The sequence below is a fragment of the Parafrankia sp. BMG5.11 genome (genome assembly GCF_004337455.1).
This window is the reverse complement of sequence record NZ_SJXI01000036.1, coordinates 294,586-308,335: the sequence shown is the minus strand read 5'-3', so window position 1 is coordinate 308,335 and position 13,750 is coordinate 294,586. Positions and strand designations below refer to the sequence as shown.

The window sequence follows — 13,750 nt, the reverse complement described above, 5'->3', positions numbered from 1 at the left end:
CGCCGCGGTTCTCCCCCGCCGACACCGGTCCCACCGGCAGTGTGTCCGACACCACGCCGGATCCGGGCCGGTGGTACGCCCCCGGTCACAGACCGTCGCGGTAGACCTTGACCTCCTGGACGGCGTTGCCGAGCGCGGCGAGCGCGTTCTCCAGGCTGTCCCTGGTCTCGACCAGCGCACTGGTGAGCTGCTCGACGGCGAGGTGCTCACTGCCGTCGGTGGCCGCCACGACCATCGCCTGCGCTTCCTCGATCATGTTGAGCGCGCCCTCGAGCTGGCCCGTCACATCTTCCGTGCGCCGGAACGCCTCGTCGAGCTGTGCCTTGACGTCGGCGATCGTCCCTGCCACCGTGCACTCCGTTCGTTGACCGACTGGGTCCTCTCACCGGCTGGGTCCTCTCACCCACTGGTCCCCGCACCGGCTGGTCCCCGCACCGGCGCGGGCTGCCCGGCCCCGGCCTCAGCGCCGCCCGGATCCGCCCTGGCCGGTGGGTTTGGACGAGCCGGTGGCCGCGCCGAAGCCCAGCCCGAACCGCAGCGCGAGCGCGAGCACGGCCAGCGAGCCGACGGCCCCCGCCGGCTCGATGGGCACGAAACCGAACGTGGCGAAGACGGCGACCGCCGCCGCCGCCGCGGCGAGCAGGGCGCTGCGCACCGCGGCCGCCGCGGACGAGCCGGTGGCCGCGACCACCGCGATCGCGCCCACTCCCCCGGCCGCGGCGAGGCACGGCAGGGCCGGCGCCGCCACGAACACCCGGGCCGCCACCGTCAGCGCGCCGCCGAGCGCGCAGCACAGGGCGGTGACCAGCCCCGCGGACATCCCGGAGGCGCCCTTCGTCACCGCGCGCAGCTCGGCGGAGCGGGCCATCACCTCCAGGCACAGCCGGTAGGCCAGCTTCTTCGCCCGCTCCGGGTCGACCAGGCCGTCGGCGCCGACCAGGCCGCCGGACGCCGCGCCGAGCCGCTTCCCGCCGCGCTGACCCATGGAGGGCTGCTCGTCGACACCGCGGGCCCGCGAGCCGCGCGACGCGCGGCGTCCGCCCGCCGCGTCGATCGTCACAGCCGTGGGACGGCCGCCGCGGCCACGGTCGAGCCCGTCCAGATCGCCGGCGTACCGCTGGTAGACGGCCTCGAGGTCGGGCCCCTCGCCCCTGCGGGGGCGCACCTGGTCGAGCTCGCCCAGGCCGTGCGGGGCCAGCGACCCGCCGACGCTCCCCCAGACGACGCCGATGCGTGTGCGTATGTCGTCGGCCGCCGAGCGGTGCCGGCGGGCGATCACGTCATGCCCCTCCTGGCGGGCGGCGAGGCTCTCGGCCAGCCGGGCCCGCACCGCGTCGGAGGCCCCCATCAGCTCCCGGTACCGGTTGGCCGCTACCAGCGGATGGTCGAGCTCCCGCGGCACGAACGCGCCGGGCCGGGGCGGCACGGCCGCGGCGGAGCCGGACCGGGGGGTGGGAGCGGTGGCGCCTGAGGGCATGGTCGGCACGAGCGGCCCGTCCGGGATCTCGGCGAGGCCGGAGCCGATCGTCCCGCCCGCCCCCGGGGCGCTCCCGCCGCCGCTCACGCTCCCGTTCCCCCGCCCGTGGCCGAGGTTGGGATCGGGACCGGAGCCGGGGTCGGGAGGCCCCAGCCCGCCGCTGGCACCCGCCCCGGCAGCGTCGGGACCCGTCGGGAGTCCATATGGATCAGCCACCCTCCGCGCATTCCCCGCCTCGGGCGGATCACTCACCCCACGCCGGCCCGCGCCGCTCACACCGCCGCTCCGCTCTCGGCCGCCGACCCCGTGCCGAGCGGGGCGAACGGGACGACGGTGCGCGGCTCGGCCTGGGCGTGCCGGTCGAACAGCACCGCCCGGTTCGGCGTCGTGCCCGCCGTGACCGGACGGTGTCCCGCCAGGCCGAACAGGTCACCACCGGGCAGGCCCGTCGCCGCCCAGGCCGCGATGTCGTCCCGGTGCCCCGGGCCGAGGTCGTCGACGAGCCGGGACGGCGCCCGCCACCAGCAGAGCAGGTGCACGCCGGTGGCCGGGCCACGCCGGGTCAGCGTCCGCAGGTCGTCGAGACCGGACCGGCGCGACGCGTCGTCGCGCGCCTCGAGCCCGGCGCGGCCGGCGTCCATCGCGAACACGACGATCAGCCGCATGCCCGCGGCGGCCTCGCCCCGCCCGGCCAGCGCGGCCTCCTCCCGGGCCCGGATCTCCGCCGCGGCCGACCCCAGCACCCCGCGCAGACCGGTGACGTCCGTGACATGGGTGGGATGCCCGGAGCGCCGCAGGACGTCCGCCATGACCTCGGCCGCGGCCACCGTGGCCGGATCGGCGGCGACCACGTCGACGACCAGCCCGCCGCGCGGCGTCTGGGCACCGACGGACACGGCGGCCGCCTGGACCATGCCGACCGCCTCGCGGCGCAGCGGGCCGAGGATCGCCAGGTGCCGGCCCGGCAGCCGGGCGAGCCGCACCCCCACCGCCGGCGGGGCCAGGTCCAGCGGGACGCCGACGAAGGCCAGCGGGTCCCCCGCCGCCTCCCCGGGCAGCGGCGCCGGCCGCCCGGCCAGCGCCTGGAAGGCCGGGTTGTCGGCGAGGACGGCCGGCGCGTGGCCGACGAACACCCGCGGCGCCCGCATCGGCGGGACGGCCCGGGCCACGAGGGCCTCGATCCGCTCCCGCAGCCCGGCGATCACCTTCGGGTCGGGATAGGCCACCCGGACGTGCTCGTTACCGATCGGATGGCCGTTGCGCCGGTTCACGATGGCCTCGCCGACCCCGGACAGCGCGCCCGCCGCCTCGTTCGCGGTCGACAGCAGAACCCGGGACTCGGAGATCGACGTCCGCAGCGCGACGCGCAGCGCGAACTGGCCGAAGATCGATCCGCGCTTGCCCGCGGTCGCGTCCAGGGCGTCGATGCCAGACAGCGTCTGGCTGGCCAGCAGCAGGTGGATCCCGTAGGCGCGGCCCTGGCGGGCGATCACCTCGAGCAGCGCGACCGCCTCCCGGGCGACCGCGTCGAGTGGGGTGAGCATGACCTGGAACTCGTCGATCACGATCAGGGTGCGCGGCCAGGCGGAGCTGCGGTCGGCGGCACGCAGCCCGCGCAGGTCGCGCGCGCCGACGGCCCGCATCGTCACCGAGCGCCGCTGCATCTCGTCCCGGGCGGCGCGCAGCACCGCGACGCCGAACTCCCGGTCGCTCTCGATGCCGACGGTGTCGGCGTGCGGAAGGTAGAAGGGGTCGCCCGGACGCGCGGCGAACTGGGCGAACTCCAGGCCCTCCTTGAAGTCGAGGAGGTGGAAGCGGAGCTGGTCCGGGCCGTAGCGGGCGGCCAGCCCGTAGACCACGTCGAGCAGCAGGGTCGACTTCCCGGCCCCGGCCTGGCCGCCCACGAGGCCGTGCACGGTGTCGTCATCGAAGGCGAGGGTGACCTCGCCGTCCGGGCCGTGCGCCACCGGGACGGAGACCCCGGCCGAGCTCTCGTACTCCCAGAGCCCGGCGGGCAGCAGGCCACCCAGGTCCGGCGCACGGGCGGCGGCGCGCTCCACCCCGGCCGCGACCCGGGCGGTGACGTCCGAGACGACCACCGACGGCGGGGGGGCGTCCAGGACGCAGCCGAGCAGGCCGGACAGGGTGGTGCGCCAACCGCCGGGCATCCCGCCGTCGCTCTCGCCGCGCAGGGCCAGCAGCTCGACCGCGGTGATCGTCTCCGCGTTCGGCAGCCGCCCCGCGGCCCGCCCGCCGGGGACGTCGACCCCACCGCCCCCGGGTTCGACGACCGCGATGACGTGCACCCCGCACGAGGGGCCCTGGGAGGCCACCGCGTCCAGCGCACGGGCGGCCTCGTCGGGCAGGGACGGCCAGCCCAGCAGCACCAGCAGCCGCCACGGCTCCGACCGGGGCAGGCCGGCGTCCTCCCGTTCGCGTAGCGAGTCGAACCGGCCGGCGAGGCGTTCGACGGTGATCCGACCGACCTCGCCGGAGAGCTCTGCGAGGGCGAGCTCGAGGCGCGCGCGGCTGGTCAGCGTCGGGCCGACGACCCCGGCCACCCGCAGCGGGGCGAAAGCGGCGAGGCCGGCCCCGAGCTCGTGCGGGTCGTAGACAGTGATCCGGACGCCACCCGGGGGGACGCTCGCCAGGATCCGGGTGAGCAGGCCGCGGACCAGGCCGACCGCCTCGCCGCGGCGGGGGCGGGTGGTCTCGATCTGGAGGTTTCCCGCGTCGAGCAGCGGCACCGCCAGCGGCACCTCGACGGTGCGCTCGCCGCGGGCCAGCGGCGGCACGAGGATCCGGCCCAGCCGCCACAGCCCCGGCCGGACCGGTGGCCCGGGCGTGGGGTCGGCGCCGCCCGCGGGCAGTGTTCCCCGCCACTCCGGCGCGTCCCAGCCGGCGCCGGCGAACGCGGGCGCCTGCCGCCGGGCGAGCGCGCCGGCCTCGCTCAGCGCGAGCGCGACCTGGTCGAGATCGCCGGCGAGGTCGGCCGGCACCGCGCCGAGCGTCTCCGGGTCGAGCGCGGCGGCCGACGGGACGGGCAGCGCGCCGGAGGCCAGCTCGGTCGCCTGCTCGTCGAGCTGGTCGGCGAGCGCGAGCGCCGCCTCCAGGCTCTCCGTGATGCCGGAGACGAGCAGGCGTGCTCGCCGCGTGCCCGACACCGCGACCTCCTCGCGACAGACGACCGGAACGTCTCCTGACCGGGCCGCGTCCGCGACGCCACGACACCCGCCGCCACCTGACCTGGTGCCAGCTGGCGGATCACCACCAGCGATCAGTCACTGGCACACCACGCTAGCGACCGTTGCGTCACGTCGGGCCGTTTCACCGCATGCGGAACCGGCGACCACCCGGGTGTCTCCGGCCGGTGTCCCCGGCCAGTTCAGCCGATAACCGTGGGAAACACCCGATGATGAACTGGACCGTACCGGATGCCCGCCGGGACACCGACGGTTTATCCGCTGTGTCGCGCGTGTTCAATGGCCCGGCGGAGGAGCATCGACGTGGACGCCGTACGGGAGGCACACAAGTGGCGGATCCGGGGCGCATGTCCGGCCTGGACGCGGGGTCGGAGACCGAACCGGACGGGCTGGCGGGCCCCGGGGCCCCGGCCGGCGTTGGTGGCGGCGGCGGTGCGGGCGACGTGGATAGCGTGACCGGTATGGAAGGCGTGGCTGGTCTCGACAGCGTGGCTGAAGTTGACAGCGTGGCGGGTGGCCCGCTTCAGGCCGCCGCCGCGGCGGAGGCGCCGGCGGACCGACCGCTGGCCGTCATCGACGTCGACGGGGTGGTCGCCGACGTGCGGCACCGCCTGCGCTTCCTGCGGGCCCGCCCCGGTGACTGGGACGCGTTCTTCGCTGCCGCGGACGTCGATCCGCCCCTGGTCGAGGGGGTGGAGCTGGTGCGCTCGCTCGCCCGCGACCACGAGGTGCTCTGGTTGACCGGGCGCCCGGAGCGTTCCCGGGCCGCGACCGAGCGCTGGCTGCGGGAACAGGGGCTGCCCCTCAACGAGCTACGGATGCGCCCGGACGCGGACCGCCGCCCGGCGCGGATCTTCAAGCGCTCCGAGCTGCGCCGGCTCGGCGTGCACCGCCGGGTCGCCGTCGTGGTCGACGACGACCCGGCGGTCGTGGAGCTGCTGCGTGCCGACGGCTGGCCCGTGCTGCGCGCCGACTGGGTCGCCTACGAGCCCACCCTGGGCAACGCCCAGAACACCGAGGGACGCACCTGAGGCCGCGGCCCGCCACGATCGGGCCCTGCCGCGATCCGGGCGGCCTGATCTCGCGGCCTCGTCAGCCTGCGGCGTCCCTTCGGAAGGCCCGGACGGCCAGCGGCCCGAACAGCAGCAGGATCCCGCCGCACCAGGCGAGCGAGAGCAGCAGGTCGTCAGCCACCGGGCCGCCGAGGAACAGGGCGCGCACGGCATCCACCGTGACGGTGACCGGCTGGTGGTCGGCGAACGCCTGCAGCCAGCCCGGCATCGTGTCGACCCGGGCGAAGGCGGAGCTGGCGAAGACGAGCGGGAAGACCCAGATCATCCCGCCGGACTGTGCCGCCTCCGTGCTGCGGACCGACATGCCGATCACCGCCGACACCCAGGAGAAGGCGTAGGAGAAGATCAGCATCACGCCGAATCCCGCCAGGATGGCCGGAACCGTGGTGTCACCGAAGCGGAAGCCGACCGCCAGGCCGACCAACAGCATGATCAGGATGATGAAGGCGTTACGGACCAGGTCGGCGAGTGTCCGCCCGGTCAGCAGGGCCGAGCGGCTCATCGGCAGCGACCGGAAGCGGTCGATCAGCCCCTCCTCCTTGTCGTTGGCGAGGCCGATCCCGGTCATCATCGCGCCGAAGATCACTGTCTGCACGAAGACGCCGGGCATCAGGAAGTCGACGTAGTCGAGATCCGGGCCGACGTCGATCGCGCCCCCGAACACGTAGCTGAACAGCAGGACGAACATCACAGGCTGGATGGTCGCGAAGACCAGCAGCTCGGGCACCCGCCAGGTCTTCATCAGGTTGCGCCGGCACATCACCCAGGCGTCGAGGAGCTCCCAGGTCAGCCGGCTCCGCCGCGCGACGGGTGTCAGGTCGAGAGTGGTCATGCCTTCACCAGATCCCGCTCGTCGTCGCCGGTACGCGGGCCGGGAGGCCCGTCGTCACCGCCCGGCCCGCCGGGGCCGGTCGCACCCGTCGGGGCGGCGCCGTGACCGGTCAGGGTCATGAAGACGTCGTCGAGGGACGGGCGGTGCAGCGCGACGTCGACGATCGTGACCCCGATCTCGTCGAGGCCGCGCACGACCTCGGCGAGGATGCCCGCGCCGGAGACCGGGACGCTCACCCGGCGCTCGTCGGCGTCCACGGTGGCCGCGCCGGTACCGGACCGGGCCAGCACCTCGGCGGCACCGCCGAGGTCGCAGCCCTCGGCCACGGTGATGTCGAGCCGGTCGCCGCCGATCTGGCGCTTGAGGTCGTCGGTGGTTCCCTCGGCGATGACCCGCCCGGTGTCGACGACGGAGACCCGGTCGGCGAGCTGGTCGGCCTCCTCCAGGTACTGCGTGGTGAGCAGCACGGTGGTGCCGTCGCGCACGAGGTCGGCGATCACCCGCCACATCGCCTGGCGGCTGCGTGGGTCCAGCCCCGTCGTGGGCTCGTCCAGGAACAGCACGGCCGGCGCCATGATGAGGCTCGCCGCGAGGTCTAGGCGCCGACGCATGCCGCCCGAGTACGTCTTCGCCTGCCGCCCGGCGGCCTCGGCGAGGTCGAAGCGCTCGAGCAGCTCGGCCGCCCGCGCCCGCGCGGTGCGGGCTGACAGCCGGTACAGCCGGCCGAACATCTCCAGGTTCTCCAGGCCGGTCAGCCGCTCGTCGACGGCCGCGTACTGGCCGGTCAGGCCGATCCGGGGACGGACCAGCTGCGGCTGGCGCAGCACGTCGACCCCGAGGACCTCGGCCCGCCCACCGTCGGCGGCGAGCAGCGTGGCCAGGATGCGGACAGCGGTCGTCTTGCCGGCCCCGTTGGGGCCGAGAACGCCGTGGACCGTGCCCTCCGCGACGAGGAGGTCGAGCCCGGCGAGGGCCGTATGTCGGCCGTAGCTCTTGCGAAGGCCCTCGACGAGGACCGCGGGATGATCCGTCACACGGGGACCGTACGCCAGGCCACCGACAGTTCCCCAATGGTTTTTCCCCGCGGGGCGTGCCGATCAGGCCGAGCTGCGCCGCCGCCGGCGGTGGGCCAGCTCGTCGCCGGGGTGCGTCGCCGCCGGGTTGCCGGGGCGCTCGCAGGGCAGCTCCGCGAGCTGGCCGCGCATGTCCTCCAGCGCCCGCCCGACCGCGATCGCGAAGACGCCCTGACCACCCCGGACCAGGTCGATCACCTCGTCGTCCGAGGTGCACTCGTAGACGGTCGAGCCGTCGCTGATGAGGGTCAGGTGGGCGAGGTCCGCCACTCCCCTGGTCCGCAGATGGTCGACGGCGGCCCGGATGTTCTGCAGCGACACCCCGGCTTCCAGCAGCTTGCGGACGACCCGCAGGACCAGCACGTCGCGGAACGAGTAGAGGCGCTGGCTGCCGGACCCGCTCGCCCCGCGCACGCTGGGTACGACCAGGCCCGTGCGCGCCCAGTAGTCAAGCTGGCGGTAGGTGATGCCGGCCGCCGAGCAGGCCGTCGGCCCGCGGTATCCGACGTCGTCACCGGGCGGCTGCGGGATCTCGTCGCCGAAGAGCTGACCCTGCTCGATCATGGTCGTCCGCTCGGCATCCACCCAGGCGGGATCGGCTTCCTCCGGCGCCACCCGCGCGGCTGCTCCGATCGAGGTGCCACCATTCACCAGTCCCATCCTCCGGACAGTCCGGGAGCCTCACGGCCCGCCCGCTGACGACACCGCCCACACCGGCGCCGCGCCACACGCCCACCAGCCCGGGCCCGCGCCGCGTCGGCGGCGGGGCACCGTGGCCGCCCCCGGCGGCGAACGGCGACGCATCCCCGCGCCGGCCGGCGCACCGGATAGGCAGTCGGTTCGCCCGACCGTAAGGGCGGGGCATCGTCTCTTCAATGATCCAAGCCGGCGTGTCCGTAGTCCAGCGGACATGCTGGCCGCACCAGGACAAGTGTGCGCCCAACCGGACGAGCTACCCCGCTCGGGTCACATCCGGCGCGGCACCGGGCCTCGCGGCCCTCCGAGCCTGGTTCAGGAGCCCGGCGTGTTGAAATCCTCCGGCGAGATGGTGTCCAGGAACTCCCGGAACTTCTCCAGCTCGCTCTCCTGCTCCTGTTCCTGCTCCTCCGGGACGGTGATCCCGGCCTCGGCCAGGACCGCCTCGACCCCGTACACGGGCGCGCCCATCCGCATGGCCAGGGCGATCGCGTCCGAGGGGCGGGCGGAGACCTCCACGCCGTTACCGAACACCAACGTGGCGAAGAAGACTCCGTCCTGCAGGTCGGTGATGGTGACCTGGGTCAGCTCCGTCTGGAGTGCCCGCAGCACATCCCGCATCAGGTCGTGGGTCATCGGCCGGGCCGTGGTGATGCCCTCCTGGGCGAAGGCGATCGCCGTCGCCTCGACCGCGCCGATCCAGATCGGCAGGTACCGCTCCCCGCCCACCTCCTTGAGCAGGACGATCGGCTGCTTCGACGGAAGCTCGACACGCACGCCGACGATGTCCAGCCGATGCACCGATCTACCTCCTAGCGCAGGTGGGGTAGGGCGGGACGCTGTGACCGGAGCCAGAAAACCCCACGGGGAGACAGTATCCCCGCTACCGCCCCGCGTCAGCGCGCCCGCCAGTTCTCACTTTCCGTGGAAGATGGCGCCGTTTTGGGTGACCGTGCCCCGCTAGCCTGGCCGGCTGCCGGTCAACCGGGTCCGCAACAGCGCGGCATGCATGCGCACCAGCAGGGTGGCGAGCTCGTCGGCGGTCTCCGCGGCGCGACCATCCGACTCCGACAGACGACCGGACCGCAGCGGCGCGACCGCCGCCTCGATGAGACCTGCCTCACGATCCGCCGCCGCGCGGGCGGCACGCAGGTGCCGCGCCTGGACGCCGTGCGCCGCGAGCAGGGCCACGGTACGGGCCACCAGCAGGGCGTCGGAGTCGTAGTAGCCGCCGCCCGCGATCGGGCCGACGAGCCCGTTGCCCTCCAGTTCGGCCAGCGAGTCGTCGTCGAGGCCGCTGGCGGCGAGCAGCTCGCGGCGGGACAGACGGACCCGCTCCGCGCCCAGCAGGCCGTCCAGGCCGCGGACAGCCGGCCGGTCGGGCACGGCACGCGGGCCCGTCCGGGGCAGCGGGGTGTCGCCTCGGTCGAGCGCCGCGAGCTCCTCCTTGATCACGCGCAGCGGGAGGTACCGCTCACGCTGGGCGTGCAGCACGTGCCGCAGGCGCATGACGTCGTCGAGCGAGTACTTCCGGTAGTTCGCGCTGGTGCGCGCCGGCTCGACCAGCCCCTCGGACTCCAGGTAGCGGATCTTCGAGAGGGTGATGTCGGGGTACTCGGTGCGAAGTCTGTCCAACACCTCGCCGATGTTCAGGGTCTTCGCGGCATCCTCGGGCCGCTGTCCCGGGCCGCCCCGCCGCGACGATCCCGGCCGGGACTCCTCCGCACGACCGGACGAGCGCATGGGTTCCGCCGCGGCGCTGCTGCCGCCGCTCACCTCGTCGTGGACCTGTTCACCGAACCCCGACCCCCCCATAGGTCGCGCCCGTCAGGAAGACCAGGCGGAACTTGCCGATCTGGACCTCGTCGCCGCCGGTGAGCTCCGCGGAGTCGATCCGCTCCCGGTTCAGGTAGGTACCGTTCAGGCTGCCGACGTCACGCACGGAGAATCCCTTGGTGTAGGGCGACCGGTGGAACTCGGCATGCCGCCGGGAGACCGTGACGTCGTCGAGGAAGATGTCGCTCTCCGGATGGCGCCCGACGGTGGTGAGATCGGCGTCGAGAAGGAACCGGCTGCCCGCGTTCGGGCCTCGCTTGACGACCAACAGGGCCGAGCCGGGCGGAAGCGCGTCGACGGCGGCGACGGCGTCGCGCTCGGTCGACTCGTCGACGTGGTCACCCTCGATGCCGGAGAGCGCGGCGGCCAGGTTGAGCGTCGACGTCTGCTCCGCGGGTCGCTCCGGCGCCACGGGCTCGCCCGGACGCACCAGAGGCGACCCGCACCGCGCGCAGTACAGCGCGTCGGACGGGTTCTGCTGGCCGCACCTCGTGCAGAACACAGTCTCGTCCGCTTCCTGCCGGATGCCCGCAGGCGGGAGCCCGGCCGCTCGGTCCGCCGCCCTGACGGCGGCAGGAATGTTCCCCGACAGGGGCCTGACCCGATGTGATCGGGCACTCACCCCGCGCGAACGGCCGAACGCGGCGGTGTCCGCGGCCGATGCCGTCACGGCGCACTTCGAGGCTAGTGCATCAGGCGCACCGTCGTGAAAAGGGTGCGTCGGGTGTTTGTTCGGCGTGGCGCCACCGCACACGGGCGGTGGCCGCCCTTCACTTGACATCGGACGAGGTAGGACATAACCAGGCCAATGCGCATAGCACCGTCCAATGACCGCGCCCGCCCCGGGAACGCCCGTCCCGGAATGACAGTCCGGCCACGAACTTCACGCCGGCCGCGAACTTCACGCGCGGCTACTGCTCCTTGACGTGCTCGCGGTAGGCGGCGGCGTCGAGCAGGTCGTCGAGGACGGCCGCGTCCACCACCGTGACCTCGACCAGCCAGCCCTCCCCGTAGGGGTCGGAGTTCACCAGCTCGGGAGCGGCGACGAGCGCCTCGTTGCGGGCCGCGACCTCACCGGAGACGGGCGCGTAGATGTCGGAGACGCTCTTGGTCGACTCGACCTCGCCGCACGGCTCCCCGGCCGAGACGGCCTGCCCGACCTCGGGCAGCGACACGAAGACGATGTCGCCGAGTGCCTCCTGCGCGTACGCGGTGATGCCGACCCGCACCCTGTTCCCTTCGGCCCGGGCCCACTCGTGCTCACGGGTGTACTTCAGGTCGTCCGGGTACACCGGAATCGCCTCCTGCGGTCGTGGTGCCGAGCGCCGGCACGGGCGTCGACGGACGCATGGGACCGTCCGGACGGCCGGCGCCCACCGCGACGGCGTCGTCGCGGGGCACGCCCCTCAACCGGCTGGACGGGCAAAACGGGGGGTCGGAACGGCCCGCAGCGCCCTGATCTCGATCCGATCCGAGTTCGTGACCTCAGCATGCGCGCCATCCCGGGTAGCTACCGTATCGAGCACTCCGCCAGGAATCCGCATTGCCTGGGCAAGCGTGTGCGCGTCCCCGACCACGCGCAGGTCGTAGGGCGGCACGGCACTGCCGCCGTCCACGGTCATACCGCCGCCGGGAGCGTCGACGATGTAGGTGGAGGCCACAACACGGACACCGGAGAGCTCGATCGCCTCGGCACCGGCGTCCCGCAGCTCCTGCAGGGCGTCGACGAGGATCCACGCCTCGACGGTCCCCCGCGGGTCGTCGATGCGGAGGGTGACGCCCGGCCCGGTCGCCGGGCCGGTGCCGGCGAGTACCGCCAGGGCCTCGGCCTCGCGGCGGGCCCGGTCGAGGTCGGCGTCGCCGCGCGCGCCGTCGGCGACCGCGGCGCGGGTCTGCTCGAGACCGGTGGCCTCCACCTCCAGCCGCCGCCCGGCGACGGCGAGGTCCTCCAGCTCGGTGGCGAGCTCGTCGGGCCGGGCCGCCGCCAGCCGCTCGGGCGTGTCGGCGATCCGGATCATCACGGCGACACCGAATCCCAGCACCGCGAGCAACAGAACCGTCACGTATCGCAACAGCCGCACCCGGGAGCCGGTGCCGCCGCTCGTCGCCTTCCCGACAGTCGGGTGCACGACAGCGGGGCCGCCGCCGGCCGGCCCCGTGGTGTCCGGCGGCTCCCCGAGCGGCGGCTCACCGGGAGGCGACTCGCCGGGCGGCGGCACGTGGAGCCGAGGAGTGCGGGACGGCAGCTCGTCGGTCACAGTTTCAGCAGCGATCGGCGGACCGCGCTCGCGTTGGTGAAGATCCTGATGCCGAGGACGACGACCACCGCGGTCGACATCGCGCCGCCGACGCCGAGCGCGTCGCCCAGCGCGACGAGCGCCACGGCCAGCAGCACGTTCGACAGGAAGGACACGACGAAGACACGGTCGGAGAAGACCCGCTCCAGCGCCGCGCGCAGGCCCCCGACCGCTGCGTCCACCGCGGCGACCACCGCCACCGGCAGGTACGGGTCCAGCCAGGTCGGGGGCTTCGGCGCGACGAGGAGCCCGGCGACGACGCCGACAACGAGCGCGAGCAGGCCGGTGATCGCACCTTCACGGGTCAAGATCCGCTCCCTCGGGCATATCGGAGGCTCGGGCTGGGGGCCGGCGGCACGGTGACGTCGTCCAGGCGGGCGACGGTCACGGCGTTCGGGGGCGCGCCCATCCGGGTGCGCAGGCGCAGCGTGACCGCCGCGGCGGTCACCCCCGGAACGATCGTGTCAGGGTCCCCGACGACGTCGACCACGTAGGGTGCCGCGACCGGGCTCAGGCCGACCAGGATCGTGTCGCCCGCGGCGCGCACCGCGCTCAGCGCGGTCAGCCGGACCCCGTTCACGGCGATGGCCTCGGCGCCGGTGGCCCACAGCGCGTTCACCATGTCGGCCAGGTCGTGGTCGGCGAGCCGGCCGTCGGGGCCCTGTGCCGTCGGCCGCGGGTTGCCCGCGTCGGCGGGCGGCCCGGCCGACGGGTCGACGAGGGTCACCCTCGCGCCGGGGCCGCGTGCCGGCGCCAGGCCGGCCGGCGCCGCGAGCGCGTCGATCTCGGCGTTCGCGACCGCCCAGAGCCCGTCGGCCGTCCGGCGCCGGTTCACCAGGCCCTCAGTGGCGGAGCGGAGCACGGCCACCGAGGAGGCGAGGCCGTCCCGGTGGGTGGAGCGGGCCTCGTACTCGGCGCTCAGCCGCGCCCGCAGCCGCTCCCGGGACGGCGCGTCATCGACCGCCTGGCGCACGCTCACGGCGACAAGCAGGCCCGCGAGAAGCAGCGTCAGGGGCAGCAGCAGCCGCCTGGCCCACCCGCCACCGCGCCGACCGCCACCGCGCCGACCGGCTCCGCGCGCGGCGTTGGAGTCCCGCGCGTAGGCGGGCTCGAGCGCGTCGGCCACGATCCGCTCGAGCACCGTCGCCGCGGCGCCGCCCGCCAGCGGGCTCCCCCCGCTCGCGCGCGTGGTCAGCCGTGTCCGTCCGTGCACATCCGGCATTCTCGCCGATGGCCGGCTGGCCACTGTGGCATACCCGTCGC

General features: G+C 74.6%; 14 protein-coding genes. 1 reads left to right on the top strand and 13 read right to left on the bottom strand.

The genetic code is table 11. The annotated features are described in order from the left end of the window. Positions 1 to 85: 85 nt before the first annotated feature. The 3 genes from E0504_RS25160 to E0504_RS25150 form a co-directional block, all read right to left on the bottom strand. Positions 86 to 349, bottom strand: coding sequence for a hypothetical protein (locus tag E0504_RS25160; protein WP_018499991.1), 264 nt, complete (start codon positions 347 to 349; stop codon positions 86 to 88). A gap of 111 nt (positions 350 to 460) precedes the next feature. Beyond that, positions 461 to 1,693, bottom strand: coding sequence for a hypothetical protein (locus E0504_RS25155; protein WP_243657610.1), 1,233 nt, complete (start codon positions 1,691 to 1,693; stop codon positions 461 to 463). Between the two features lie 56 nt (positions 1,694 to 1,749). Beyond that, positions 1,750 to 4,641: an FtsK/SpoIIIE domain-containing protein gene (locus tag E0504_RS25150; protein WP_112107825.1), complete on the bottom strand. Its 2,892-nt coding sequence runs from the start codon at positions 4,639 to 4,641 to the stop codon at positions 1,750 to 1,752. A 527-nt stretch (positions 4,642 to 5,168) separates the two neighbouring features. Between E0504_RS25150 and E0504_RS25145 the strand changes: the two genes are divergently transcribed. Further along, the gene (locus tag E0504_RS25145) at positions 5,169 to 5,711 is read left to right on the top strand and encodes a hypothetical protein (protein ID WP_083391037.1); all 543 of its coding nucleotides are present in this window, start codon (positions 5,169 to 5,171) and stop codon (positions 5,709 to 5,711) included. Between the two features lie 61 nt (positions 5,712 to 5,772). Here the strand turns inward: E0504_RS25145 and E0504_RS25140 are convergent, their stop codons facing one another. From E0504_RS25140 to E0504_RS25095, 10 genes are all read right to left on the bottom strand, one after another. Then, positions 5,773 to 6,585 (bottom strand): ABC transporter permease, encoded by an 813-nt coding sequence (locus E0504_RS25140; RefSeq protein WP_020462472.1) that lies wholly within the window; start codon positions 6,583 to 6,585, stop codon positions 5,773 to 5,775. Further along, positions 6,582 to 7,619 (bottom strand): ATP-binding cassette domain-containing protein, encoded by a 1,038-nt coding sequence (locus tag E0504_RS25135; protein WP_112107824.1) that lies wholly within the window; start codon positions 7,617 to 7,619, stop codon positions 6,582 to 6,584. The genes E0504_RS25140 and E0504_RS25135 overlap by 4 nt, the downstream gene beginning before the upstream one ends. 63 nt (positions 7,620 to 7,682) lie before the next feature. Then, positions 7,683 to 8,309 (bottom strand): MerR family transcriptional regulator, encoded by a 627-nt coding sequence (locus E0504_RS25130; protein WP_112107828.1) that lies wholly within the window; start codon positions 8,307 to 8,309, stop codon positions 7,683 to 7,685. Between the two features lie 360 nt (positions 8,310 to 8,669). After that, on the bottom strand, positions 8,670 to 9,155 hold the full coding sequence (locus E0504_RS25125) for a bifunctional nuclease family protein (RefSeq protein ID WP_006540374.1): 486 nt from the start codon (positions 9,153 to 9,155) through the stop codon (positions 8,670 to 8,672). Between the two features lie 159 nt (positions 9,156 to 9,314). Continuing rightward, positions 9,315 to 10,169: a MerR family transcriptional regulator gene (locus E0504_RS25120; protein ID WP_373693935.1), complete on the bottom strand. Its 855-nt coding sequence runs from the start codon at positions 10,167 to 10,169 to the stop codon at positions 9,315 to 9,317. Further along, the gene (locus E0504_RS25115) at positions 10,147 to 10,692 is read right to left on the bottom strand and encodes an FHA domain-containing protein (protein WP_020572244.1); all 546 of its coding nucleotides are present in this window, start codon (positions 10,690 to 10,692) and stop codon (positions 10,147 to 10,149) included. The genes E0504_RS25120 and E0504_RS25115 overlap by 23 nt, the downstream gene beginning before the upstream one ends. Before the next feature lie 409 nt (positions 10,693 to 11,101). Further along, a complete protein-coding gene (gene gcvH, locus E0504_RS25110) occupies positions 11,102 to 11,482 on the bottom strand; it encodes a glycine cleavage system protein GcvH (protein WP_112107823.1) in 381 nt (126 codons plus the stop codon). 114 nt (positions 11,483 to 11,596) lie between these two features. Beyond that, complete coding sequence (locus E0504_RS25105; RefSeq protein ID WP_112107822.1) at positions 11,597 to 12,448, bottom strand: DUF881 domain-containing protein; 852 nt, start codon at positions 12,446 to 12,448, stop codon at positions 11,597 to 11,599. Further along, positions 12,445 to 12,795 (bottom strand): small basic family protein, encoded by a 351-nt coding sequence (locus E0504_RS25100; protein WP_112107821.1) that lies wholly within the window; start codon positions 12,793 to 12,795, stop codon positions 12,445 to 12,447. Before E0504_RS25100 ends, E0504_RS25105 begins: the two co-directional genes overlap by 4 nt. After that, positions 12,792 to 13,709 (bottom strand): DUF881 domain-containing protein, encoded by a 918-nt coding sequence (locus tag E0504_RS25095; RefSeq protein ID WP_131625955.1) that lies wholly within the window; start codon positions 13,707 to 13,709, stop codon positions 12,792 to 12,794. Before E0504_RS25095 ends, E0504_RS25100 begins: the two co-directional genes overlap by 4 nt. Between the last annotated feature and the right edge of the window lie 41 nt (positions 13,710 to 13,750).

Excerpts from the sequence above, each read along its gene's own strand:
- E0504_RS25095 (WP_131625955.1), bottom strand. The coding sequence starts at position 13,709 with ATGCCGGATGTGCACGGACGGACACGGCTGACCACGCGCGCGAGCGGG.
- E0504_RS25120 (WP_373693935.1), bottom strand. The coding sequence starts at position 10,169 with ATGGGGGGGTCGGGGTTCGGTGAACAGGTCCACGACGAGGTGAGCGGC.
- E0504_RS25140 (WP_020462472.1), bottom strand. The coding sequence starts at position 6,585 with ATGACCACTCTCGACCTGACACCCGTCGCGCGGCGGAGCCGGCTGACC.